Genomic DNA, 24865 nt, shown 5'->3' with positions numbered 1-24865 from the left:
TTTGGGAATCAGGACCTCTTCCAGATCTCGTCCGGAAGTGCTTCGTAGAACGAATCCTCGGCCTCTGCCTCGGCCTCGCGCTTCATATTGCCGCCTATCAGGTCCTCTATCCTCTTCTTCCTGAAGAGCCAATAGTGGATCCTCCACTCTCTTCCGTCGTACAGGGTGGTCTCCTCGCGCTCGGTGGTCAGGATCCCTGCGTCCTCCAACATGTAGAAGGCATCGCGGTCCTCGGGCTCCAGTATGTTGTCTATTATCCTGTCGGAGTAGCCGAAAAAGTTGAGTACGTGAAGTGCCAGCTGATACGCCTGCTCCTCCTCCATCTCCCTGCTCGCCTCGCGTATGCCGTTCTTTATGGCCTGTGTAAGCTCTTCGACTGTGATTATTACTTCCATACCTTCGCCTCCTTATTCAGTTGTCCACGAGATCGATGAACTTCGCGTCCTTCGCCCCGGACACCTTAACGATGTTGTCCAGCACTTTGACCGGAACATCCTGGTCTACGATCAGAACCATCATCGCGCATTTTCCGGACCTTCCGACGGCCATCTGTGCGACGTTGATGTTCGCTTCTCCGAGTGCATTGCCGACATGGCCGATGACTCCTGCCGCGTCCTTGTAACGAATATATACCATATCGCCGGACATGGGGACCTCGAAGCTGTAGCCGTCTATTCCCACGAGCCTCGGCTGTCCGCCGAAGACCGTACCGCGTATCGTGCGGGACCCCTCTCCCGATACTATCCTGACCTCTATGACGTTCGCGTAGTCCTTGACCTCGTCGGTGGAAGACTCTTTGATCGCTATGCCCTTGCCTTTGGCGATGGGCAACGCGTTGATCATATTGGCCTGTCCCGGGCCGATGATGTTCTTCAGGACTCCGATCACCGTGTATATCGTCAGCATCTTTGTCTGTTTGGATGCCAGACCGCCGCGGAACGTGACCTCGAGCTCGTCTATCGGCACGTTGCCGTTAAGCTGGTGCGCCAAGACTCCCATGCGCTCGGCCAGCGGGACATATGCTTCCGTCTCCGGATCCAACTTCCCGCGGGGCGCGTTGATTGCGTTGGCTATTACTCCGTCCTTTAGATATTTAACAACGTTCTCTGCGACTTCCGTCGATACTCTCTCCTGGGCCTCGACCGTGCTTGCACCTAGGTGCGGCGTGGTCACCAGATTATCGAGCTCCAGAAGTTTCTGTTCCGCCTCGCATATAGGCTCCTCGCACCATACGTCGAATGCCGCTCCGGCGATCCTCTTGCTCTTGAGCGCTTCGTACAGCGCGTCCTCGTCGACGATCCCGCCGCGTGCCACATTGGCTATCCTGGCGTTGGGCCTCATCATGTTGAACTGGGCCGTGGAGATCATGTTCCTGGTGTCGGGAAGCAGGGGCGTGTGTATCGTCATGAAGTCCGATATCTTCAGTACCTCGTCCAGCGTCGTAAGGCGGACGCCGATGCTGTCCGCGACGTCCTTGGGAAGAAACGGATCGTAACCGACCATCGTCATGTTGAACGCCTTGAGGCGTTTGGCGACTTCTCCGCCGACGCGTCCGACGCCTATTATGCCCAGCGTCTTGCCGTTAAGCTCGACCCCGGTATACTTGGAACGTTTCCACTCTCCTCTGTGCATCGAGTCGTGTGCGAACGGGATGTTCCTCGCAAGAGACAGCAGCATCGCGCATGTGTGCTCGGCCGCCGAGAGGATGTTGGCGGACGGAGTGTTCATCACGAGTATGCCTTTCTCGGTCGCCGCGGGAACATCGATATTGTCCACCCCCACGCCTGCACGGCCGATGATGCGGAGCTTCTTGCCCGCTTCTATCACTTTCTTCGTGACTTTGGTGCCGGACCTGATTATCAGACAGTCGTAATCGACGATCTCTTTGCACAGTTCGTCCTCCGAGAGGTCGGGTTTCACGTCTACCGGGAAACCGGAGTCTTTCAGGATTTTAAGGCCCTCTTCGTTGAGAGGGTCGGAAACTAGGATTTTAGTGGTCATTTCATCTCCTCCAGTATTTCGTCCATGACGGAAAGGAGCTTCTTTACCCTTGCCGGGGTCAGATCTCCCATGTGTCCGATCCTGAACGTCTTTTCTTTAACGCCGCCGTAGCCGTTGGATATCTCGTATCCGCGTGACTTCAGCGATGCGTGGAACTTATCGAAGTCCAGCGGACCGCGGTTGAGGACCCCTATCGTGTTGGACTGGAAACCTTCCTCCGGGAATATCCCGTACAGTTTCTTAGACCATGCCTTTACAAGGTCTGCCATCTCCTGGTGCCTTCTGTACCTTGCGGGCATCCCCTCGGCCAATGCTTTGTCCAGCTGGAAGTCCAGCCCGTACATCAGGGACACGGGGGGCGTGGTCAGTGCGTAGTTTTCGTCGCTCTGTTTCTTGATCTTCAGCAGATCCGTATAGAAACCGCGGTTGGTGACGGTCGCGGACTTCTTGAGCATCTTTTCCGAGCATATCATCATTCCCAGCCCGGGAGGAAGCGCCAATGCCTTCTGTGTTCCGAATATTAGGGCGTCCGGCTCCATATCCTTGATGTTCAGGTCCATGGCGAACGCGGACGTCACCGCGTCGACGATGACCAGGGCGTCGGAGCTCTGCCTGCGGACCTCTTCCGCTATAGCGGTAGAATCGCTGAAAACTCCTGTGGAAGACTCGTTGCTGACCCAATGCACGGCCTCGATGTCCTTCTTCACAAGGCCTTCGATGGATTGGGGCCTGATCCCTTTGCCCATGGGCACTTCGACCTTTTCGACGCTCTTGCCGTTGAGCTGTGCGACCTCGATCGACCTGTCGCCGAACGAACCGCCCGTTATTCCGAGCGACCTGCCTGCCACTCCGTTCCTGATGGCGCCTTCGATCATGACTGTGGCGGACCCGGCGACCATAAGGACGTCCATGTCCGTGCCCAGGGCCTTCCTGGTCTTTTCGACGATCGCACCGTGGAGCTGCTTGTATTCCTTAGACCTGTGGGTTATCATGGGCCTGGCCATGGCCTGAAGGACCTCTGGCTCTACGTTAACGGGGCCGACCGTGAAAAGTTCTCTGTTCAAATGGAATCCCTCTGCCCATCCTGCCAGATGCAGGCGAACGAGAACGGCTATGCCCTAACCTATATTTATTTTGACGGACGCGCACGCGTTCAGAGGTCCGCGAGGAACTTCTTTATCCTTTCAAAGCCCGACCTTATCTGGTCCTCGCTGGTGGCATAGGATATCCTGAAAAATCCTTCTCCCGCCGGTCCGAACGCAGACCCGGGGGTGACCGCCACGTGGGCCTGCTCGAGGAGCCTTGTAGCCAGCACGGACGATTTGATGTCGGAGCTGTACTTGGGAAACAGATAGAAAGCGCCCTGCGGAACGTTGACGTCGAGACCTTTCATCTCGTTTATCAGGTCCACTGCGAGGTCCCTGCGCTGCTTGAACTCCCTGACGAACTTGCAACGGTCGTCCTGATTGCCCTTGAGGGCCTCGACGGACGCCTGCTGTGCGAAAGAAACGCAACACGATATCGAATGCGACTGAAGCTTGTTCAGATCGGAGATGCAGTTCTCGTTGGCTATCGCCCATCCGATCCTCCATCCCGTCATGGCATAGGTCTTGGAGAGCCCCGAGACCGTGATCGTCCTGTCGAACATGTCGGGGAAGGATGCGATGGAGAAATGCTTCCCGTCGTAGATCACTTTCTCGTAGATCTCGTCGGACAGCACCATCAGGTTGTACTTTACGGCGATGTCCGCGATCTGCTTGAGCACGCCTTCCGGCATGACGCACCCCGTCGGGTTGGAGGGCGAGTTGATGATTATCATTTTTGTCTTGGGCGTTACCGCGGCCTCTACAAGCGCCGGGTCGACGATGAATTCGTCCTCGAACTTCGTCGGGATGAACACTGGCACCGCGCCTGCGAGGCGGATGCATGCCTCGTACGATACCCATGCCGGGTCGGGCAGAATGACCTCGTCCCCGGGATCGAGATATGCCAGAGACGTCATGAAAATCGCCTGCTTGGTAGGAGTTATAAGAACGTTGGCGCCCCTGCAGGGAATGTTGTTCTCGCTCAGAGCTATCTCGGCGACAGCCCTTCTGAGCTCGGGTATTCCCGGCGACGGGGTGTAATGGGTGAAACCGTTGTTGAGAGAATCTATGCAGGCGTCCACGATGTTGCTCGGCGTCGTGAAGTCTGGCTCTCCCATTGAGAAAGAGATTATGTCCTGTCCCTCAGCCTTCAGTCTGCTGACCTTGTTAGAAATTGCGACGGTCCCTGACGCCGGAATATTCTTTAGTCTCTCTGAAACCATATAACGCCTCTCGGTTTACCTAGCGGTTATTGTTTAGGGGTATATAATGGACCCTACAACCTCATGTAAGGATGGATTTCAGCCTTCCGTTCTCGGCTGCATTCTTTATATCCATGGCCATGCGGCCCGCCGTGCTCAGCCCGGGATATATGAAATCGGCGTACGGCGATCCGGAAACGAACGGGTTGGTCCCTGCGACTATCCTCGCAGATATCTCGAACACCTTGAACTGCAACTTATCGTTGACCACCGTCTCGAGGCAGAACGGCCCCCATATCCCGCCGAACATCTCGTATGCACGGTCGACGACCCTCTGTCCCATCTCCAGCGCCTTCGGAAGAAGCGACTCGCGGAGGACGACGGGGGTGTTGCCGGTGACCACGAAAGAGGGGTAGAGGCCATGCCTCTTGGAGTCCTCTATGGACCCGAGCTTGTACATCTCGTCGATGTTGCTCTCGTCGCGGCGGTCCATCGACATCAGTTCTATGGAGCCGCCATCGTCGCACCTGTAGCCGTCGGCCTTGAAATGATCGTAAAAGTAGTGGATATAGTACCTGGTCCCAAGGCAGTACTCCTGAACCGTGTAGGGCTGGGTGTTGTCTATGGACATTTTGAAATCCGGGTAGTCTTTGGCGATGAAGAACCCGCGTCCGCCTTTGGCCCCGTGGTACTTCACCATTACCGGCTCGTGTATCTCCCTGGCGTCCGATATGAGGCGCGGCATCGGGACCCCCGCAGACGTTATCCACTCCCTCTGCATTGTCCTGTCGGACTCCCATGAGAGGACGGCGCGGTTACCGTACGAAGGCACGGCGAAGTCCTCGAACCTCTTCGTCCCCATGTACTCGACGAACGAGCCGTGCGGGATTATCACCGTGTTCATGTCCTGGAGTTCTCCAACGCGCGCCTCCATCTCGTCGAAGTCGCTGTACTTTATGATCTTGTCCGGCTTGGCCAGCGGGAACGCGTCGTAGTACTTGGTGTCGTGGGAGATCGTAAGTCCCAGTGTCTTAAAGCCCATCTTACGGGCCCCGTGGAAGATCTGAAGCGAAGAATGCGAACACAGTGTCGCGATAGTAATGTCGGCGGGATCGTACCCGTCAAGAATCTCATCGATCTTCTTCTTGGGAACCATATCCTATGATAGTTATAATGCATTTAAAGATTAGGTCGAGACGTCGCGCGGGGACGATTCGGAATAATCGGCGACCTTCCGATTAAGTTTATAAGAGACAATGCATAGATGGAAATACCGCGAAAGCGGAGGTCGATAGAATGAACGAACAAGAACTAACACCCCACTATGAAGAACTGAAAAGGGTGCTGAAGGACAAGGTCGACGACGAACAGATCATGAACGAACTGAAGAAGTACGTCAACGAGTTCCACATCTCCCCCGAGGCAGCCAAGAGAGGAATACTCCGTAAATTCGGAGTGCTCGAGCAGACTCCGTTCCAGTCCTCGTCCCTGGTCAAGAAGATCGGGGATCTGAACGGCACGGAGGCGAGCGTCGATATGCTGGTCAAGGCGATATATGTCGAGAAGAAGGACATAACGGTCAAGGGCAGCCCCAAGACCATAATCTCCGGACTGATAGGCGACGAGACGGGCACCGCATCGTTCACCGTCTGGGAGGGGAAACAGGTCGAGATGGAGAAGGGCGCCGTATACTGGTTGAAGAGCGCCTACGCCAAAACCTGGAACGAGAAGATACAGATCAACATCGGCGCACGCGGAAGCGTCGAAAAGGCCGACGGAATGCGCGTAGACGTACCGGACCGGAGCATATCCATGGAATCCTCCGACGTCAAGATAGGGCGGATCGCGGGAGGGATGGGGAACGTCACCGTGACCGGGCGCATAATATCCGCCGAGGAACGTAACGTTACGGTTAAAGGCGAGCCCAAGACCGTCTACTCCGGGATGATCGCCGACGACACCGGAAAAATCCAGTATTCTGCATGGAACGATTTCGGCCTCAAGGAGGGCGAGACCGTCTGCATCAAGAACGCGTACATACGCTCTTGGAAGGGCATACCTCAGCTCAACATGGGCGAGAGGTGCGAGGTCAGCAGGGTCGACGACACTTTCGGCAACGATATAGCCGATGTCGTTACCACCAAGAAGATAGGCGACATAGTCAGGACAGGCGGCGGGCTGGACATCAACGTTGCCGGGACCGTTGTAGACATGAGGCGCGGCAGCGGCCTGATCGAGCGGTGCCCGGAATGCAACCGGTCCATAATCAACGGAGAATGCCAGGCTCATGGAAGGGTGGAGCCCGTCATGGACCTGAGGATGAAGCTTACGCTCGACGACGGTACGGGCGCCATAAGCGCGATAGTCAACCGCGAGCTCACGGAGCGCCTGACGGGCGTGACGCTGGGCATGGCCCAGGGGCTCGCTAAGGCAAGAGGCAACATGGAGCCCGTCGAACGGGAGCTGGCCAAATCGATGCTCATCCGGAGGCTTTCGGTTACCGGGAACGTCATGAGCGACGATTACGGACCCATGATGATAGTAAGGGCTGCCGAGGTCGTCAAAGAGGACCTGACCGCTGAAGCTAAAAAACTCCTCGATGAAGTGGAGGCGTCCCTATGAACACCAGGGAAACGGCATGGAGGCTTTTCGCAGGCGAACTTAACAGCTCCTCGGCATCGGTGAAGGGCGACGAGGAGATGTCCCCGGCATATCTGGTGACAAGGCTGGGCGCCATGGTTAACAGGGTGCTCGTGGCCGGCGTGCTTACGGAAAAGGAGAACATCGGCAATGAGGACGAGCCTCTCTGGAGAGGGCGCATTCAGGACGTCGGCGGGAGCTTCTTCATAAATGTAGGAAAATTCCAGCCCGAGGCCGCGTCGGCCATAGCCGAACTGGAAGTACCGGCGTTCGTGGCCGTGGTCGGGAAAGTGAAAACTTATACGGCGGACGACGGACGGGTGTTCGTCTCCGTGAGGCCGGAGACGATCGTCCAGGTACAGGAGGACGTGCGCAAGCAGTGGATCCTGAGCGCCGCCGTATCCCTATGGGAGCGCCTCATCAGAATGAAAAAAGCGATAGCCGTTAACAGCACGTCCGAAAAAGACCTGACCGCGGCGGGCTTTTCTGTCGAAGAATCCAAAGGAATAGACATCGCCCTCAACAAGTACGGGATGCCTGACTCTTCCCCCTATGTGAAAACGATACAGGATGCCCTGAGGATGTTGCTTCCCGACAGCGTCATAGACTTCGGGTTCCCCGAGGACGTAGGCGGATCTCCGGACGAGATAGATGTCGACCCCGAGCAGTCCGTGGCAAACCGCCAGGACATGGAGGACACGATACTCCGCATCATCACCGAGCTGGACACAGACGGCCGCGGCGCGCCTAGGGACGAGGTGGAGAGGCGTGCGGAAGCCGAGGGCATATCCGCAACGGAGCTCGAGGAGATATCCGACATCCTGATGGACAACGGAATGGTCTACGAGCCCGACCTAAAAAGACTGAAGCGCATCGATTATTGATTCGCCACCAAACCACTTACATTATTTTCTGTACATTACCGCCGAAGCGTATCCTACCACCGCTTCCGGATCTCCGCCGAGGGAATCGTATGAGTCCGAGTACTTCAGGACCTCTGCGCTGCCGGGGGACGAGGCCAGTATCGCGGTCGCTATCGGGCCATAGCCGCATGCGGATATCCTCTTGGCTCTGACGACGTCGAATATCCCGTCTGCATCCAGAGAAACTATGTTCCTGATGACCTCTGCGTCCAAAGCTGTGGCCCTCTGTTTCGGGACATAATGCGACATATCGCTGGATGCGATTATTACCACGTCCTTTCCCTTGCAAACCTTTGCCAGAATGTCCGCCAGGCGCCCTGCCGTCCTGCGGTCCTGCTTCGACATGATGATCGGTACAATGCGAGGATCGGGGTCGATGTACTGTATGAACGGGACCTGCACCTCTATGGAGTGCTCCAGCCTGTGTGCGTCAGCGCTGTCGGGGACCAGGTCCATCAACGCGCCGATCATATCCTTATCTGTTTTGCAGGGGCCGAGCGGCGTAAGGTAGTCGTCGGAGCACATAACGAAATCGAAAGGGACGCCGTGGTGGTCCGGACCTATGATTATGTAAGTTTCGGGAAGCCCGTCCTCCCTGATACGTTTGTAGGTATGGGCCGCGTTCATCCCGGACGCCATGTAGCCTGCATGCGGAGAAACCGCAGAAACTATACGTCTGGCACTTCCTTCGGGGCCTGGGATTCCGGGACCTAGTCTGTGACGGAAGCATGCTTCGATATCAAGGACGAGGTCCTCTTTTTTCAGAGGATAGAAACGCCCTGCGACTGCCGGGTAACGCATGAAGAAGTTAAGGGGGTTTGAGTAAAAGAGTTTTTACCGGCTCAGAGCTTGGCTTCGAAGTCCTCGATCTCCATCTTGAAGTCGGCGGGGTCCTTCAGATCTCCGCGGGCCACGAGCACCTCGCGGGTGAGGAGCCAATAGACGCATGCTAGCGCGCGCCTTCCCTTGTTGTTGGTGGGAAGAATGAGGTCGACGTTGCGGGTCTCATTGTTGGCGTCGCACATGGCGATGATCGGGATTCCAAGGTTAAGGGCCTCGTTGAGCGCCTGTTTGTCGGCGGCGGGGTCGGTGACCAGAAGGATCTCGGGCTCGACGAATCCGGGGTTGACCGGGTTTGTGAGCGTTCCGGGGACGAAACGTCCTGCGAACGCAGGCGTCCCGATGGCCTTGGAGAACTCCCTTGCGGGCCTCTGCCCATACTGCCTTGCCGATACTACGAGGATCCTCTTAGGGTCATAGCGTGCGAGCATCGCCGCGGCGACCCTGATCCTCTCGTCCGTCTTCTGGACGTTAAGAACGTACAGGCCGTCCTGTCTGACTTTGTATATGAAATCCTTCATATCGGCGCTTTTCTGCTGGGTACCGATGTGGACACCCGATGTAAGATATGTGTCCTCTGGCACCAGCAGTTCAGTTTCGATTTTAACGCTATCCTCGTCGCTCATGTAAAAATGCCTCTTAGTTTCTAACGACAGTGATCGGGATCATGTCTTTTTCATATTCCAGCATGGCTATGTCGATGGGATCGATCAGCTTCTCGGAGTAGTCCACGAGAACTGGGGCGCCGTATGAAATCTGCAACGCCCTGGAACCGATGATCCTCGCTTTCTCAAATCTAGTGTACTTCATGTTCACCACACAGGATGTCCCTCTATCAGGGTGACCGATATAAACCTTTTGCAAATTTTGTTTCCCTTATTTTTATTTGTTAGTTGAACACTAATAACGCGCGCGAGGGGCGTGCAAGCATATTTTTACAGTGAGCGATATCGCCGTACGATGGCTGACGAGCTTACTGTCTGCGCCGCCGCATTCTTCCGTAACAAGGGGAGGGACGTGGTCGCCGAAAAGGAATTCACCATGGGTATTTCCCTCGACCTGAGATGGATGTCCGTAAAGGAGTCCCAGGCATTGATGGATGCCATGGTCTCATCTGGTGTGCTGGAGCTCAAAGACGGTTATCTCCGCCCGAAGTTCGACGGGTCCGGGCTCGAGATCCCCATAGCCTACAGGCCGTCCGCGGAACTCATAGGCTCCCTCGCATCCAAGAAGAAAAAGACCGAGAACGGGCTTTTCCCCGAAATGGTATCCATGGCTGAAAAGAGCGGCATGAGGCGTGCTGGGTATATTGCAGCATGCAACGCTTTGCAGAAGAAACTGGATGTTGACATAGAGGTCGCCGGGGTCATAGTCCTCAGGGACATAGGTGCCGACGTCTCCTCTCTTTACAAGAAGGTCTACGACGCTGTCCTGAAGAAATGACCCTCATTTCTTCTTTATGAAGTCGCCGAGGGTCATCTTTCCGGATGAATTGCCGCCGGTGGACAGGCCTGCGCCCGACAGAACGGTCTCCAGGAGCTTGATGTCCAGGGCCTTCTCTATCTTCTTGACTAGTTTGTCATCGGGAACGAGCCTGTTCGCCTCGATCTTGGCTATGGTCCCCTTCTTTTCGCTGATGAATTTGGAAAACTCGTCCAAGTCCATTCCTTTTGCCTCTCTGGCCTCGCGTACGACCTTGCCGTAGTTCTCGACGACCTCGACCGTCTTTGCCTGGGCGTAGACGTCCTTGGTGCCCATTCTCTTCTCGCGTTTCTCAAGCCTCTGCTCGATTACCGTCCTGCTCCCCCCGGTGGACTGGCCGGAAGACTGGGGAGACAGTGAAGCCTTATAATCATCTCCGAATCTGGCACATTCGGGACAAACCTCTAGTTTAGCGCCGTCGATCATCACCGATTTAGTGAACGGCACGCTTTTACCGCACATCTCGCAGGGCATCGAACCTCAATTGTGTGCTCTGATAATTAATAACTACGGTCTAAAAACTGGCGCAACGCGCGTTAATGACGAAAAGTAATAAAGACGAGAGCGTATAGCCCTCGAGATAACATGGTGGATCAGGCCGAAGGAGTGACTGCGGAACTTAAAGCGAAGATTGTATCGCTGGAAGAAAGGAACGTACGTCTGATGGAGGATCTTCAAAACGCTGAGAACGAAAAGCGCTTCTCGGAGAGCGAACTATTCAGATTGCAGAAGGATCTTACCCGCGTCAGGACCGAATTGGAGAGGCTCAGGAGCCCCCCGCTTATCATAGGCTCCCTTAGAGACGTCCTACCCGACAACCGCGTCGTGGTCAAGAGCTCTACGGGACCTGATTTCATTGTTTCCGTTTCGGAATACGTTCCGAAGGAGGACCTGGTCCCCGGAGCCCGTGTTTCACTGAACAAGCAAACGCTGGCGCTCATGAACATACTGCCGTCCTCGCTCGACCCCATAGTCACCGGGGCGGAGATCATAGAGAAGCCCGATACCACTTACGACGACATAGGCGGGCTCAAGCAACAGATGCTGGAGCTCCGCGAGGCCGTCGAGGACCCCCTCCTCAGGCCCGAGCTTTACACGAAGGTGGGAATAGAGCCTCCGAAGGGAGTTCTGCTCGTTGGTCCCCCGGGGACCGGAAAGACGCTCATGGCCAAAGCCGTCGCCAACGCCACCAACGCGACGTTCGTCAGGCTTGTAGGGTCCGAACTGGTCCAGAAGTACATAGGCGAGGGAGCCAGATTGGTCCGCGAGCTGTTCGAGCTTGCAAGGGATAAGGCTCCGAGCATAATATTCATCGACGAGCTAGACTCCGTCGGAGCTAAGAGGCTGGACGCCGCTACGTCCGGCGACCGCGAGGTCCAAAGGACACTCATGCAGCTTCTGGCCGAACTCGACGGATTCAAGCCCACGGGCGACGTCAAGATCATAGGGGCCACTAACAGGCCCGACATCCTGGACGATGCTCTGCTCAGACCCGGAAGATTCGACCGTATCATAGACGTCGGAATGCCCGATGCAGACGGAAGGCACCAGATCTTCAAGATACACACATCCCACATGAATATCGACAAGGACGTCAACCTCAAGACGCTCGCAGAGCTCACGGAAACCGCCTCGGGGGCGGAGATCAAGAGCATGTGTACAGAGGCGGGAATGCTGGCCATCAGGGACGGCCGCGACATGGTCACAATGAGCGACTTCATGAGGGGTAAGGAAAAGGTAATGGAGGCCGGACGCAACAAGATAAAGGCTGCGCCGGCCTATATGTTCGGCTGAGATCAATCGTCTATCTCGCCGGGCTCTGCGTCCGCACCACCGTAGAAGGATAGCTGCGATGCCGCATATATCTCGGCCATGCCTATGGACTCCTTCGCGGAAACTCCCCTTACTTCGCCGAACACGCCCATAGAGTCCATTGCCTTGAAAAGCTCGACGCCGACAACGGTCTGCGGCTCGGAGTCGTGCTCCATCAGATCATAATAGAGCGAGTCCGGGTCCGAGAACCATCCCAGCATCCTGTCCCTTTCTTCTTCACCGAGAATATCGGACTTTGACAGCAGGCCGAATGTAGGCAGCTGGAGCCTGAACTGTACCAGTGCCGACAGTGTCATTGAGGTCACGAACCCGTTGGGATTCTTGCACAGAGCGGGGTCCGAAAGATAGATCAGCATGGAATTCTCCTTCCCGAACGCTTCCACGGTCATCTTCGAGGACTCCCTGAATGCGAACAGTTCAAGCTGTCCCGGAGTGTCGATGAGCAGATAATCGGACCTCATCGTGTTGATTATGTCTGTCATTTTGGATATGTTCATGGCCATGAGGTCGGCGGCGACGATCTGTGCACCGTTGGGCCCCAGTCCGTACTCCTCCATGACCTCGGCCGTGTTGACCCATTCGCGGATGTCCACATCAGGTTCGTATGGCAAGGTGTCGGTTCCCGGGTCCAGGTTCAAGATCAAAGCATCGAACCCCTGCTCGTCCAGCCAGTTCTTGTAAGCCGCAACAAGTGTGCTTTTACCGCAACCTGCGGTGCCGACGAAAAAGATATTCTTCATGTCCACGGACAGTCCGTATATCGATTTAAGGTTGATTAAACCCGGAGAGAGTCGTAACAAGCATTACCGTTATTAACCCCTGGACTAATTCCGTCGCATGATATCGGAAAAAAAGAGTGGCGCAACCTTCGCCATGCTTGGCCTGATTGCCGCCTCTCTGTTCTTCGTATTGATGGTACTGGCAATCGCCGACGGCTCCGACTGGGTATTGGGCGAGGACCTCATAGAGGTGCTCGCTGGATCCGATGCGGGCGTGTATCTCAATTCGGGCATTGCTCTGGGAGGAATACTGCTTGCCTTCGCATCCATCGGAATGGTTTTCGATGGGGGCCGCCGCGCAAAGACCGCGGAGGGCGTGCTACTTATGATCTCCGGAATACTCCTTGTCTGGGTCGCATTCTTCGAACCTGAAAACCTGGTACACGATGCCGCGGTCATACTGGTCTTCGTAACCTTCGTATTTGCGATGATCGCTTCCATGTACGACGACTTCATGGATAACCGCAGCATGATGTTCGGTGCTTTGACCGTGTTCCTGACCATCATCTCGATCGGAGCGTACTTCGCATACGACGTCGCAATGTACCAGATGGTCTGGATAGTCGCGGCGGCGGTCTGGATTATCGCCAGGAGCGCAAAGGGCCTGATGCATGAACCAACGATAAATAAGAGAAAGTAAATCACAAAGGAAGGTAAATGAAATGACAGTAAGACCTAAAATCGTAAAGGCCGGCTTCGGGTTCGGCATAATAGGCGGTTTGATTGCGATTGTCGCAGCGATAATGGCCTTCGCCCCCGAATCGGTGACAGCGGCCAACATGGGGCTGGGCTTCCTGGTCGCAGTGATTTTCTTCGCTCTCGGAGGAATGTTCATGACCAACGGTCCAGGAAGCTGGGGCATAGTCGTGTTCATGGCGGCTCTCGCGACCGGTGCCGCGGTCGCGGTCACGATGTACGAGTCCATCGACATCTGGTTCGGAATCATTCTCGCGGTCATCGGCGTAATCGAGATTGTGATTGCGGCCAACTCCAAGACGGGCCGCTGGATCAAGGCAGACAGACTTACAAACTAAACGATCGGGCCGTCCGGTAGTCCCGGGCGGTCCGTTTTATATATATCAAATATAACCTATCTACAAATAAAACGGTAGTATTATAACTGGTTTTTTCCATCGACATATGTGGACGATAAATACACATCCGCACTGAAGAGAATCGCTTTGCTGGGCGGAATGGATGATTATATCGCTGTATCCTCCAGAGAACTTGGGGATACGCTTGAAATGAGCCAACAGTCCGCCTCGAAACGGATATTGGAGCTCCTGGACGAGAAACTGATAGTGCGCGACCTCGGGGCCAGAAGACAACGCATAAAGCTGACCCAGAAAGGAGTCGACGAACTAAAGAGGGAGTACAACGAATACCGCAGGATATTCGAGCTCACCGACCACGTGACCCTCAGGGGACATGTGGCCTCGGGAATGGGGGAAGGAGGATACTACATATCCCAGCCCGGGTACATCGAGCAGTTTCAGAACAAGCTTGGGTTCAGACCGTTCGAGGGTACTCTCAACATCGCCGTCGACAAAGAGGACACAGGGAAGCTGGAGGTCCTCAGAGGTACCGCAGGGCAGCTTATCAGCGGCTTCGAAAGCGAGGGGCGGACCTTCGGGAACGTTGTCGCTTATAAGGCCAAGATCAAGAACATCGACTGTGCCATCGTGGTGCCGGAGAGGTCACATTACGCCGACGTGATAGAGGTTGTGTGCCAGTACCACCTGAGGCGTACTCTAAGCCTGAACGACCGGGACCCCGTAGAGGTCAGGGTCAACATCTGAAGTTCACCTTAGGCTCTTCATAACCGACCTGAAGACCATCATGCCGTCCCCTTCCTCGGGACCGATGTTCCGCGTCCAGTCGGGACGGGTGAAACGGGTCATTACACGCTCGGGGTGGGGCATCATGCCCATGACGTTGCCTGCCGGATTGCATATGCCTGCTATGTCCGACGGCGAGCCGTTGGGGTTCCACGGATATACGGCGTTGCTTCCATCCGGATTAACGTAACGGAACACTATCTGACCGTTGTCCTCGAGCTTGCTTACGAAGTCCGGATCGTTGCTCATGAGCTTTCCTTCCGCATGTGCGGACGGGAACATAACAAGACCTTTCTTCGGGATCTCGGATGCGAATATGCATTTTCCGCGGTCATCGTTCCTAAGAACGGTGGGGCGGCATTCGAACCTCCCCGAATCATTGGTATACAGCGCGGCGGTAGGTACCTCTGACATCGCCCCTTCCATGGCAGGCAAAAGACCCAGCTCCACCAATATCTGGAACCCGTTGCATACGCCCAATACGGGTTTTCCGGATTCCACGAACCTCTTCAGCTGCGGCCCCATCAGGCTTCTGATCCTTGCCGCGAATATCGCTCCGGCCCTTACATAGTCGCCTGCAGAGAACCCTCCCGGGAACGCAAGTATGTCGTAGTCCTCGAGGTTGCGGGCGAGCCCTGCGGGGGCGTTCTTCTCCATCTGTTTGAGGTGTACCTTCTCCGGAACCGCGCCGACCATGCTGAATGCATCGGCCATCTCGTCCTCGCAGTTCGTGCCCTCTATCCTCAGCACGCATACTCTGACTTCTTTCATGATTGTCCCCCCATGATCTTCCATATAGGGTCGTTCCATGCCTTGCGCATCTCCTCGACCTCTATGATCACGCCTGAGTCCCTTAACTTCAAAGAGTTTCCGCCGGTCTTGCCTATGTTGTGTGCGGAACCTCCCATTATCTTCTCGAACTCCTCCGCGTTTTCTTCAGAAACTTCGGCTATCCAGCGAGTGTTGCTCTCGGAATAGAGTACTTTGCGGGGCGACATGTCGGCCGCCTTCCTCATATCGAGGGCCGCGCCCATCTGTCCCGAGATGCACATCTCTGCGACCGCGACGGCTATGCCGCCGTCGGAACAGTCGTGGCAACCGGATATGAGGCGTCTGTCCATCGCCTTCAGAATCTTCTCGGTCAATTCGCGGACATCGTTGACATCGACTGTCGGCACGGCTCCCTGTTTTCCTCCGAAAACACGGTATAGCAGCGACCCGCCCAACTCTTCCTTGGTTTTGCCGATAACATAGATCCGGCTGCCGGGCTTCTTGAAGTCAGCGGTGACCGCTTTCGATATATCGTCGATGATGCCGCAGCACAGCATCATAGGTGTCGGGAGCACTGACGCACCTCCCGGCGCCTCGTTGTATAGGCTTACATTTCCCGAGGGGATCGGAATGTTGAGCGCCTTTGCGAAATCGCCTATGCCGCGTACGGCCTCTCTGAATTCCCCGAGCCTTTCCGGCTTTTCGGGATTCCCGAAGTTGAGGCAGTCGGTCAGCGCGTTAGGCATCGCACCTACGGCCACGACGTTGCGCCATGCCTCGTCCACGGAGGACATTCCTCCGTTGTATGGGTCCAGCGCGGTGAACCAGGGATTGCATCCTATGGCGGCGGCCAGCCCTTTCATGCTTGACGGAACGGGACGGAGGACCGATGCGTCCCCGGGCCCGGTCTTGTTCATCTCGCCTACCATCGGGTGGACCACCGTAGCGGCTCTGACATCGTGGTCGTACTGCCTTATCGCCCACTCCTTGGATGCCACGTTCGGGTCCGAGAGGAGCCTCAATATTATCGCGCGGTCGTCCGGAAGACGCGGAACGCGCTCGTTCTCGATCGACGAAACAGGGGGGGCGGCGTAAGGCCTGTGGTAGAGCGGACCGGCCGTCAGGAAATTCTGATCCATTTCGAATATCTTCTCTCCGTGCCAGAATATGCACGTGCGCTTGGTGTCCGTCGTCATTGCCACCGGCGTTGCGAGAACGTCCCATGCATCGAAAACCGCCAATACGTTTTCGAGGTCCTCGGGCTTGCACGTGCACATCATGCGCTCCTGGGACTCTGATACCCATATCTCCCAGGGCGCAAGCCCGGATTCCTTGAGGGGGACCTTTTCGAGGTTCACGTCCGCGCCGCATCCCGCGTCCAGCGCCATCTCGCCGACGACGCAGCTGAGCCCTCCTCCTCCCAGGTCCTTCATCCCGGTTATCAGATGTTTCGCGTTGACCTCGAAGCATGCGTGCATCACCGGCTCCTTGGTTATCGGGTCGCCGAGCTGCACGGAGCCCCTTGAATCCTCGTCCGAGGTTTCGGTCAGTTCGCGCGATGCGAAGTTGACGCCGTGTATGCCGTCGCGGCCGGTGCGGCCGCCTATGAGGACCATTACTTCTCCCGGCCCGCCGGCGTAGTTCTTGGCGAGGTCGGCGCGTTTTACAAGTCCCAGGCATGCGACGTTCACAAGGCAGTTGCCCGTGTATCTTTCGTCGAAGAACATTCCTCCGGTTATGGTCGGTATCCCTACCCTGTTTCCATAATCCCTTATTCCTGATACGACGCCGCTCATCAGGTAGCGGGGGTGTTTGGTCCCGGGGGGAAGGTCGCCCTTCCTGTCCGGATATCCGAAGCACAACGGGTCCGCCAGAGCTATAGGCTGCGCGCCCATGCACACCACATCCCTTAGGATCCCGCCTATCCCTGTCGCCGCACCTCCGTACGGTTCGACGGCAGACGGGTGGTTATGACTCTCGATCCTTAGAGCGTAGCCGTAATCGTCATCGAAGACCATCACTCCGGCGTCGCCCCTGGAAAGTACGTCGTCGCGCCCTATTCCGAATACGAACTCTTTCAATATCGCCTTGGAGCTCTTGTAGCAGCAATGTTCGCTCCATGCCTGCCCGAGCGACTGAAGCTCGATGTCCGTGGGATCTCTTCCTTCCTTTTGGAAATATTCCTTTATCGTCTTCATCTCGTCGAGGGACAGGCTCAGAGCCATGTCTCGCGATATCTTCATCAGTTCTTCGTCCGACGCCGATCTTATCGATACTTCGAAAAGCTCGAAGGGCTTGTCGATTTTGATCATCAGGTCCTTGACCATGTGATCATCTCACGGTCACTTTGAAATTCTGGATCACGGGGTTGGCGAGGAGCTTCTTGCACATCTCCTCTCCCTCGGATACCGCTTCTTTATGGGTACCTTCGACTTCTATGTCGTAGACCTTGACGGTCTTGACCTCGCCGACCCCTTCGAATCCCAGGGCCTCCAAGGCTTTCTTGGTGTTCCTGCCCTCCGGGTCTGCCACCCCTTTCTTGAGCTCAATGCGGATCTCTATTACTGCCATTGCTACGAGTAAACGCGCGCACCGATTAATATGTTATGAAAAGGAACTCAGGAACGTTTCCTTCCGAAAATGAGGTATCCCGTATGGCCCAGCATCTCGAAGGATGGGCGAACTCCGCCGGGATGGACCTCCATCCCCCTCTGTATGTTCTCCATCGCCTTTACTCCGGCGAATCCGCGCTCCCGGAGTGCCAGCACCGATGATTCGAGCTGGTTCGCATTGGGTACGTAAATGCATATCCTTCCGCCCAGCCTCAGATGGGGCAACATGTTGTCAAGCGCGAGCCATGGGTCGGGCATGTCCATGGTCAGTGCATCGGCGATGCATTCGAATTCCACATCCTTGGCGTTGCCCATCACGCATTCCCAGCATCCCTCTGCACCTGTGCGGGAAATGTTGCGCCTGGTTCTTTTCGAGTTCTCTTCCTTCAGCTCGACGGTCACCACCTTTCCGGAGGGTGCGACCGAATTCAACAGGGCCGTGGTCAGACCTCCCGACCCTGCACCTACCTCGATGACCGTGGTCCCGCTCCTGATGTTGCAGTTCAAAAGTATGGTCGCAGCATCTTTCGGAGTTATTATCTGGGCGCCGCGGTCCAGTGACTCTATGAGCTCGATAACGCCCGGCCTGAAAACGGTGAAATCGTTTCCGGCGATTTTGACCACGGAACCGTCGTCCGCGTCCGCGAACTTGGAGCCGTCGACCGTTCCGAGCGACTGCACCCTGATCATTTCGAACGCCATCCTGAACCAGTATCTCTTGCCGGAGCTGTCCTCCAGATAGACCGGCTCTCCCTCTTGGAACGTCATGGAAGTTCAATACTCTCCGGAGTAATAACCTGTTGCGTTCACATCGGATGGGCGGCGTATGCCTGATTCTCGGAATCCTTGCCGCAAACCGCACATTTGCCCTCGAACTTCGGCGCTTTGTACGGGGTGCCCAGTATCTTGAAGCCCGTCGTATCTTCGAACTTATGTCCGCACTCCGGGCTCCCGCACCAGCACATCCTCAGTATCCTGTCTTCCTTGGTGTCGTCCAGGTCGGCCTTGGGCGCATCCTCCATCGATAATATGTCGGACACCCTGGATTCCTGGACGGCCTTTGCCCTTGCGTACAGCGTGGCCGAAATATCGTCGAGCAGGAGCCTGGTGCCTGCGGATACGGAGTCCATTGCTATCGCGCCCTTTTCCCCGTTGTCTCTCCTGGCGAACGATACAACTCCGTTCTCCAGGTCCCTGGCACCTATCTCTATGCGGAGCGGGGCCCCGCGCATCTCCCATTCGTAGTACTTGGCGCCGGGCCTTTCGTTCCTGTCGTCCAGCTTCGTTCTGACGCCCGACCTGTTCAGTATGTCTGTCACCAGCTTGCAGGCATCGATCACCTGTTCCGGAGACTTTTTCGATATTATCGGTATGACCACTACCTGGAAGGGTGCGATGGGCGGCGGAAGGACCAGTCCTTTGTCGTCGCCGTGCACCCCTACGACCGCTCCGAGCAGGCGCTCGCTCATTCCGAAAGTTGTCTGATGGGCGTGCTTGTGCTCTCCGTTCAGGTCCTCATAGGTTATGTCATAAGGGATCGAGAAGTTGGTGCGGTAATGGTGTATAGACCCTATCTGCAGAGTCCTGCCGTTGGGCATGACGGTGTCTATTCCCACTGTATAATGGGCTCCGGGGAACTTGTCCCAGTCCGTGCGCACCAGAAGGAAGTGGGGGAGGCACAGCTCATGGGAGATCTTCTCGAGCATCTCTATATCTTCCTCTATCTGCAACTGTGCATCTTCTTCCGTTGTGTGACAGGTGTGCGACTCGAAGAAATGGATCTCGCGGACCCTTATGAACGCACGCGTCTGTTTCGTTTCGTAACGGAAGGTGTTGACGATCTGGTATATTTTCAGCGGGAGGTCCTGATGGGACCTGATCCATAACGAGAATATAGGGTACATCGCCGTCTCAGAGGTGGGTCTGAGGACCAGGGGTACGTCCAGCTCGTTTTCTCCGGCGCGTGTGACCCAGTAGACCTCGGCGTCGAATCCCTTGATGTGCTCCTTCTCCTTTCTGAATTCGGTCTCCGGGATCAGGAGCGGGAAGTTCACCTCGCCGTGCCCCGTTGCGTCCAGCTCCCTGCGGGTGTAAGAATCGATCATGGTCATGATTTTCCATCCGTAGGGGGTCCATACGTTCATTCCCTTTATCGGGTACCTTTTGTCGCAGAGTCCGGCGGACTCCACTATCTCGTTGTACCATTCACTGAAATTCTCTTCTTTCTTCATTTGCTCACCGCTTCAGCGCTTCGGCGATTATAGGTGCGACCGAGATGTGCGAGAGCTCGTTCTCCAACGTGTTGCAGCACAGGATCGAGTCCAGAGAGCTTCCGGTGAGCCTCTCTATAGCGTTGTTGACGAACACGCCGTGGGTGCATGCGACGGAGATCGACTCTGCTCCGGCCTCCCTGAGTGCATGTGCGGCGGCGATGATCGTGCCTCCCGTGGAGATCATATCGTCCACTATCAGGACGTTCTTGCCCTTGCAGTCCACCTGGGCCGGCGCTATCTTGACGTCCGAGCCCGAGAGACGGGTCTTCTCCAAGTGGTCGTACAACAGGCCCATCCTGTTCGCCACGTCCTTGGCGCGCCCTATTGCGCCGAGGTCCGGCGAAAGCACGAGGTCTATGCCCTTGTCTTTGAAATATTCGGCAATGGGCCCCGTCGCCTTGAGGTCCTGGTGGGGACACTTGAAGTAGTCAAGAACGGACTCCTTATGGATGTCCACCGTGATTATGTCGTCACAGTCCAAGCCGAGGTGCCTTGTCATAACCCTTGCGCTCTCCGGCTCTCCGAGCTTGAAGACCCTGTCCTGCCTGGCATATCCGAAGTACGGTATGACGAGGGTTATCGTCTTCGCACCGAGGCGCCTCACGGCATCCTGGAGAAGAAACATCTCGATCATGTTTCCGTCCGGGTATGTGTTCTGAACTATCACGACGTCGTCGTTCAGTTCTTTGTGGTCGATCCTGGTGTAGCATTCTCCATCCGGGAAGCGGGTGGTAGCAGCCTGCACATAAGTATATCCGAGAATGGCGGCCAGTTCTTTGGCGAGGTCTCTGGATGACGATCCGCCTACGATTATCATAATTCGGCGATATCGCTCGAATGATATTATCTTATCTGATTTGCGCACGTCCGCTCATTAATATTATATCGGACGAATTGCATCATCTGGGTATGCCTGCGCAGGACGTCGTGACCGAAGAGAAGATAGAAAGATATCTCGACATCACCGCCAGAGCGATGGCAAAACTGAAGGTCGCCGCTCCCGAGAGGTCGTTCGGCAGAAGGATGGCGGACGATTTTCTGAATATGGCGAGGTCCTATTACGAGGATGCCAAACATTTCCGCGACGAGGGGGATTTCGTGACCGCCTTCGCGGCCGTCAACTATGCCCACGGATGGCTGGACTGCGGAGCGCGCATCGGTCTTTTCGATGTCGGCGGGGACGATAAACTTTTCACTTTGTTCGAGTGACGGATGCCTCGTCGGGACTTGCCGAGCAATAGAACATCCGTATTTCGCCGAGGGCCGATCTCGCCTCGGTCATGGGGGCATTGGTGAATATGCTGTTGCCCAGCATGCACATGGAGGCCATGAATCCCCTGTCCTCCAATTCTCTGATCGCCAGATCGATCTCCGGGCTCCTTATGCGGGCTTTTTCGGAGAATTTATTGGATATTTCGAACAGACGTTCGAGAGAGGGCTCCCTGAGGAAACTGTCCATCGCTTCTGAGCCGGCATCCCTGATCCCTATGTACTTTTCCCTGTCGGAGAGGACGTCTCTTGTGTTCAGCGATGGGCCCAATACCGCCAGAGTGAGTTTTCCAACGTTCACGTGGAAGTCCTCCACTCTGCCGAACGGCGGTATTCCCGCGACGGTGCGGACCGGTTGCTGGCATTTGCCCATTATCCCCGCGACATCGCCTCGGCCGCCGCCGCCTAAAAGGTCTGCAACATGTGCGGCGCGGTATCCTTCCGACTTGTTCTTACCTGTTATACGGCATATGCACAGAGATACTGCCACGGCATCTGCTGCCGACATTCCGAAGCCCTGCCCGACGGGAAGGTCATGCCTGACATTGATCTCGTATCCTCCTGTCGGGTCGATGGCCCTTACGGCCCCCCTGATAATCGAATCGCTTGCCGTCCCGTCGTTCACCTTGGTCACTATATCGTTTCCTGGGCAGGGAGCGACCTTAACGGTGGTTCCCAGGCTCAGCCTTATCCCGGCACCCCTCGACCCCGCGCTGAGCGGGTCCAAGGAGGTTATCGGTTGGAAGAAACAGGTAATATGTCCGGGACAGAAAGCCGATATCATAATCTCTCCGAACAGAAATCCAAAATGTAGTCGGATATCCCAATCTTGGTCCCGGATATGTCTATGGCCTTCTGTTTGGTGACCAGGATCGCCGAGGAGGAGGATTTTCCGGCCGCGTCTATGTCGTTGGCCACCACCGCGCTGAGGTCGTACTCCTCGAGACGCGCCCTGGCGCGCTTGATCAGCTGTTCGTCGGTAAGGCCCGACTCCGCCTTGAACCCTATCACCTTTTCGCACTTCTTGCGTATCAGGGGCAATACCTTGGGAACGGGGGCGAAATCCGCCTCGAACTTTTCATCGCTGGGTATCTTGCCGTTGAATACTTTTGTAGGGGCGAAATCGGAAAGTGCGGCCGGGACTATCACTATGTCGTGGTCCAGCCCGTCGACCATGCCGACCAGTTCGGCGACCGTCTGGAAACGCTTGGACTCCACATAGCTTGGGATCTCCACGTTGCATCCGCCCATCCAGAGCTCGACCTCCGCCCCGCGTTCGAAAGCGCGTTTGGCGAGCGATATGGACATCGCCCCCGTGGAACGGTTGGTGATGATCCTCATATTGTCTATCGGCTCCTCGCTGCGCCCTCCGACGATGAGTATGCGGCGGCCGTCGAGGTCGTTGCCGCAAAGCAGTTTGAACGCCCATGCGACAACCTCGTCCCTGGAGGCGACCTTGGCTCTGACGCCGTCCGAGTGGGGGCCTATGAACTTTGCGCCCATCTTCTTCATTTTCTCGATGTTCTCCGCCACGGCGGGGTTCTTCAGCATCGCATCGTGCATGGCGGGTGCCACCGCGACAGGCAGATTGTTGCCCAGAGCAACGGTTGCCATAGATGTCACGGCCGTATCGTCTATGCCGTTGGCGATCTTGGATATCGTGTTGGCCGTCGCAGGATAAATTATCAGAAGGTCCGCGGTGCGGGCGTCTCCCATCAGTTTTACGTGCTCGGCCTGCCCGGTGAGTTCGGTTATGGGCTTTTTCCCGGATGCGAACTCTATGCTCTGCGTGGTGACCATGTCGCATGCCGCCTTTGTCATGACCGGTATCACCGTTGCGCCGTGACGTATCAGCTCCCTTATCGTCGAGAAGCAGTCCGTGGCGGCGATGCTTCCCGTTATCCCGAATACTACGGTCTTACCTTTCAGCCTGCTGCTTTTTTCGCAATAAATCTCTTCTGATGGATGCATTTTACTCACCTATGATCTTCATCGTTTCTCTCAAAACTTCGTCCCTGGAACATGAGGCGTCGATGATCTGGAAACCGTTCTCCCCCGCTATTCGAAGATAATTTTTACGTACCCTTTCCAGATAGTCGGCGACTTCGTACTTGCTTCTGGCACCGCGGGCCCCCACGCGGCGCATCCCCTCCTCGGGACCTATGTCCAAAAGTATCGTTATGTCCGGCTCGATGACCACCGGGCGGTTCAATTCCTTCAGCCATTCCGTCTTGGACTCCGTTCCGTTGAATTTAGCCGATTGATATGCTATCGTTGAGGCGTAATATCGATCGCAGAGAACGGTCTTTCCCTCTTCCTTCCATTTGGCTATCTCGGCGGTGTGGCAGGCACGGTCGGCAGTGAACAGTAACGCCTCGGCGTCCTGAGATATGCATTTCACGGCGCCGCTCCGTATCAGCTTTCCGACGGGCCCGTCCGTGGGCTCCGCGGTTACAACCGTACTGACGCCTTCGGACTCCAATATCTCTGAAACTTTGTTTATCAATGTGCTTTTCCCTGCACCATCGATACCTTCGAAAACGATGAAACGGCCTGCCATCCTAATTTATTCTAATGGCCTCGGAATATATTATGCTTATACTGCCAGGCGATGTACCAGTTCGTCGAGGGATTGCACATCCTTGATGTCGATCCTGCAAAGTTCCGCCAATCTGCTTCTGACCGATGTGTCGTACTGGACGTCGAGAGCGTTAAGGTGGACCTCGAGGTCCGAGGCGATTATGTCGCCCTTCCTGTCCCAATCCGTGAGAATGACTGCTTTTTTCTTTTTATTTGCCGCGTACTCGGCGGCCCTGATCGGTCCTCCCGATGCCTGTACGGTGTAAACGTCGCCGAATATGCCCAGATGCTCCAACGCCGTGACGTCCCTGCGGCCCTCTACGAGTATCACCCTGTCCCATGACATCTCTTCCAGCGCCCGGAGCGCCTCGACTATCCTCTCGTATCTCTCGGCATCGCTCATATGGCACCGCCGAGCTTCGCCATCGCAACATCGGCGTCCCCTTCTATGAGCACTGTCTTCCGTCTATCGGTCGCGCCGCCTATCACTACGGCCCTCATCCCGGTTATACCGCTTATCACATCCTCGACCTCGCGGTTCGCCTTGCCGTCCAGGGGGGGCGACTTAACCCTGACTATCAGCCGCTTCCTCCACTCGTCGAAACCGTCGGGGCCGGAGACCGAAGAACGCGGCGAAACATAGAGGCTGACCTCCAGTCCGCCCTTCGTTTTCCGTGAAACATCCGAAAGCTGCATGGGACATGATGGCCCAGGAACGTTATCCCTTTTTCCCATCG

General features: G+C 55.9%; 29 protein-coding genes. 8 read left to right on the top strand and 21 right to left on the bottom strand.

Translation table 11 applies throughout. The features are described from left to right. Nucleotides 1–8 precede the first annotated feature (8 nt). From VB016_02105 to VB016_02085, 5 genes are all read right to left on the bottom strand, one after another. Complete coding sequence (locus tag VB016_02105; protein MEA4977333.1) at nt 9–395, bottom strand: DUF6015 family protein; 387 nt, start codon at nt 393–395, stop codon at nt 9–11. A gap of 16 nt (nt 396–411) precedes the next feature. Then, a complete protein-coding gene (gene serA / locus VB016_02100) occupies nt 412–2001 on the bottom strand; it encodes a phosphoglycerate dehydrogenase (protein ID MEA4977332.1) in 1590 nt (529 codons plus the stop codon). Further along, complete coding sequence (locus tag VB016_02095) at nt 1998–3065, bottom strand: aminotransferase class V-fold PLP-dependent enzyme (GenBank protein MEA4977331.1); 1068 nt, start codon at nt 3063–3065, stop codon at nt 1998–2000. Before VB016_02095 ends, serA begins: the two co-directional genes overlap by 4 nt. Before the next feature lie 89 nt (nt 3066–3154). Continuing rightward, a complete protein-coding gene (locus VB016_02090) occupies nt 3155–4309 on the bottom strand; it encodes a pyridoxal phosphate-dependent aminotransferase (GenBank protein MEA4977330.1) in 1155 nt (384 codons plus the stop codon). A gap of 61 nt (nt 4310–4370) precedes the next feature. After that, nucleotides 4371–5444, bottom strand: coding sequence for a formate--phosphoribosylaminoimidazolecarboxamide ligase (locus VB016_02085; GenBank protein MEA4977329.1), 1074 nt, complete (start codon nt 5442–5444; stop codon nt 4371–4373). 140 nt (nt 5445–5584) lie between these two features. On the opposite strand from VB016_02085, the gene VB016_02080 reads away from it, so the two are divergent. Both VB016_02080 and VB016_02075 read left to right on the top strand, forming a co-directional pair. After that, a complete protein-coding gene (locus tag VB016_02080; GenBank protein MEA4977328.1) occupies nt 5585–6910 on the top strand; it encodes a single-stranded DNA-binding protein in 1326 nt (441 codons plus the stop codon). After that, entirely contained in the window at nt 6907–7812 is a 906-nt protein-coding gene (locus VB016_02075; GenBank protein ID MEA4977327.1) for a glycerol dehydrogenase, read from the top strand. The genes VB016_02080 and VB016_02075 overlap by 4 nt, the downstream gene beginning before the upstream one ends. 21 nt (nt 7813–7833) lie before the next feature. On the opposite strand, the gene amrB is transcribed toward VB016_02075, so the two are convergent. Genes amrB through VB016_02060 form a run of 3 tightly spaced genes read right to left on the bottom strand, consistent with a single transcriptional unit; the run spans nt 7834 to nt 9501 of the window. Further along, nucleotides 7834–8652, bottom strand: a complete 819-nt coding sequence (gene amrB, locus VB016_02070) for an AmmeMemoRadiSam system protein B (GenBank protein ID MEA4977326.1) — start codon at nt 8650–8652, stop codon at nt 7834–7836. Nucleotides 8653–8693: 41 nt separating this feature from the next. After that, the gene (gene rpsB / locus VB016_02065; GenBank protein MEA4977325.1) at nt 8694–9317 is read right to left on the bottom strand and encodes a 30S ribosomal protein S2; all 624 of its coding nucleotides are present in this window, start codon (nt 9315–9317) and stop codon (nt 8694–8696) included. Between the two features lie 13 nt (nt 9318–9330). Beyond that, the gene (locus tag VB016_02060; GenBank protein ID MEA4977324.1) at nt 9331–9501 is read right to left on the bottom strand and encodes a DNA-directed RNA polymerase subunit K; all 171 of its coding nucleotides are present in this window, start codon (nt 9499–9501) and stop codon (nt 9331–9333) included. A 150-nt stretch (nt 9502–9651) separates the two neighbouring features. On the opposite strand from VB016_02060, the gene VB016_02055 reads away from it, so the two are divergent. Further along, complete coding sequence (locus tag VB016_02055; GenBank protein MEA4977323.1) at nt 9652–10134, top strand: DUF2240 family protein; 483 nt, start codon at nt 9652–9654, stop codon at nt 10132–10134. A 3-nt stretch (nt 10135–10137) separates the two neighbouring features. Here the strand turns inward: VB016_02055 and VB016_02050 are convergent, their stop codons facing one another. Next, complete coding sequence (locus VB016_02050; protein MEA4977322.1) at nt 10138–10647, bottom strand: multiprotein bridging factor aMBF1; 510 nt, start codon at nt 10645–10647, stop codon at nt 10138–10140. A 111-nt stretch (nt 10648–10758) separates the two neighbouring features. Here VB016_02050 and VB016_02045 point away from each other — a divergent pair, with 111 nt between their 5' ends. Further along, nucleotides 10759–11967, top strand: coding sequence for a proteasome-activating nucleotidase (locus VB016_02045; GenBank protein MEA4977321.1), 1209 nt, complete (start codon nt 10759–10761; stop codon nt 11965–11967). A 2-nt stretch (nt 11968–11969) separates the two neighbouring features. On the opposite strand, the gene VB016_02040 is transcribed toward VB016_02045, so the two are convergent. After that, on the bottom strand, nt 11970–12746 hold the full coding sequence (locus VB016_02040; GenBank protein ID MEA4977320.1) for an ATP/GTP-binding protein: 777 nt from the start codon (nt 12744–12746) through the stop codon (nt 11970–11972). 97 nt (nt 12747–12843) lie between these two features. On the opposite strand from VB016_02040, the gene VB016_02035 reads away from it, so the two are divergent. From VB016_02035 to VB016_02025, 3 genes are all read left to right on the top strand, one after another. Further along, the gene (locus VB016_02035) at nt 12844–13425 is read left to right on the top strand and encodes a DUF998 domain-containing protein (GenBank protein MEA4977319.1); all 582 of its coding nucleotides are present in this window, start codon (nt 12844–12846) and stop codon (nt 13423–13425) included. Between the two features lie 22 nt (nt 13426–13447). Next, complete coding sequence (locus VB016_02030; protein ID MEA4977318.1) at nt 13448–13819, top strand: hypothetical protein; 372 nt, start codon at nt 13448–13450, stop codon at nt 13817–13819. Nucleotides 13820–13927: 108 nt separating this feature from the next. Next, nucleotides 13928–14584 carry a DUF120 domain-containing protein gene (locus VB016_02025; GenBank protein MEA4977317.1) on the top strand — a complete coding sequence of 219 codons (657 nt, stop codon included), beginning with the start codon at nt 13928–13930 and terminating at the stop codon, nt 14582–14584. Nucleotides 14585–14587: 3 nt separating this feature from the next. Here the strand turns inward: VB016_02025 and purQ are convergent, their stop codons facing one another. From purQ to VB016_01995, 6 genes are read right to left on the bottom strand one after another with little or no spacing between them, the layout of a single operon-like run. Next, entirely contained in the window at nt 14588–15394 is an 807-nt protein-coding gene (purQ, locus tag VB016_02020; protein ID MEA4977316.1) for a phosphoribosylformylglycinamidine synthase subunit PurQ, read from the bottom strand. Next, nucleotides 15391–17721 (bottom strand): phosphoribosylformylglycinamidine synthase subunit PurL, encoded by a 2331-nt coding sequence (gene purL, locus VB016_02015; GenBank protein ID MEA4977315.1) that lies wholly within the window; start codon nt 17719–17721, stop codon nt 15391–15393. The genes purQ and purL overlap by 4 nt, the downstream gene beginning before the upstream one ends. Nucleotides 17722–17725: 4 nt before the next feature. Next, nucleotides 17726–17965 carry a phosphoribosylformylglycinamidine synthase subunit PurS gene (purS, locus tag VB016_02010; protein ID MEA4977314.1) on the bottom strand — a complete coding sequence of 80 codons (240 nt, stop codon included), beginning with the start codon at nt 17963–17965 and terminating at the stop codon, nt 17726–17728. 47 nt (nt 17966–18012) lie between these two features. Further along, nucleotides 18013–18774, bottom strand: a complete 762-nt coding sequence (locus tag VB016_02005; protein MEA4977313.1) for a tRNA (adenine-N1)-methyltransferase — start codon at nt 18772–18774, stop codon at nt 18013–18015. 38 nt (nt 18775–18812) lie between these two features. Further along, on the bottom strand, nt 18813–20237 hold the full coding sequence (proS, locus tag VB016_02000; protein ID MEA4977312.1) for a proline--tRNA ligase: 1425 nt from the start codon (nt 20235–20237) through the stop codon (nt 18813–18815). Nucleotides 20238–20241: 4 nt separating this feature from the next. Next, the gene (locus tag VB016_01995; GenBank protein ID MEA4977311.1) at nt 20242–21096 is read right to left on the bottom strand and encodes a ribose-phosphate diphosphokinase; all 855 of its coding nucleotides are present in this window, start codon (nt 21094–21096) and stop codon (nt 20242–20244) included. Nucleotides 21097–21188: 92 nt separating this feature from the next. On the opposite strand from VB016_01995, the gene VB016_01990 reads away from it, so the two are divergent. Next, complete coding sequence (locus VB016_01990; GenBank protein ID MEA4977310.1) at nt 21189–21488, top strand: DUF357 domain-containing protein; 300 nt, start codon at nt 21189–21191, stop codon at nt 21486–21488. Here the strand turns inward: VB016_01990 and VB016_01985 are convergent. The 5 genes from VB016_01985 to VB016_01965 are packed head-to-tail and all read right to left on the bottom strand — an operon-like array spanning nt 21472 to nt 24824. Then, nucleotides 21472–22275, bottom strand: a complete 804-nt coding sequence (locus tag VB016_01985; GenBank protein ID MEA4977309.1) for a pantothenate kinase — start codon at nt 22273–22275, stop codon at nt 21472–21474. The two genes, VB016_01990 and VB016_01985, sit on opposite strands and share 17 nt — an antisense overlap. Nucleotides 22276–22328: 53 nt before the next feature. Next, nucleotides 22329–23519: a bifunctional phosphopantothenoylcysteine decarboxylase/phosphopantothenate--cysteine ligase CoaBC gene (gene coaBC / locus VB016_01980; GenBank protein MEA4977308.1), complete on the bottom strand. Its 1191-nt coding sequence runs from the start codon at nt 23517–23519 to the stop codon at nt 22329–22331. A gap of 1 nt (nt 23520) precedes the next feature. Beyond that, nucleotides 23521–24108, bottom strand: a complete 588-nt coding sequence (gene tmk / locus VB016_01975) for a dTMP kinase (GenBank protein ID MEA4977307.1) — start codon at nt 24106–24108, stop codon at nt 23521–23523. Between the two features lie 36 nt (nt 24109–24144). Beyond that, a complete protein-coding gene (locus VB016_01970; protein MEA4977306.1) occupies nt 24145–24531 on the bottom strand; it encodes a Toprim subdomain protein in 387 nt (128 codons plus the stop codon). Next, nucleotides 24528–24824 (bottom strand): DUF167 domain-containing protein, encoded by a 297-nt coding sequence (locus tag VB016_01965; protein ID MEA4977305.1) that lies wholly within the window; start codon nt 24822–24824, stop codon nt 24528–24530. Before VB016_01965 ends, VB016_01970 begins: the two co-directional genes overlap by 4 nt. Between the last annotated feature and the right edge of the window lie 41 nt (nt 24825–24865).

Source organism: Methanomassiliicoccaceae archaeon, from assembly GCA_034928305.1.
Classification (GTDB): Archaea; Thermoplasmatota; Thermoplasmata; order Methanomassiliicoccales; family Methanomethylophilaceae; genus VadinCA11.
This window is presented reverse-complemented; position numbering and strand designations above follow the sequence as displayed.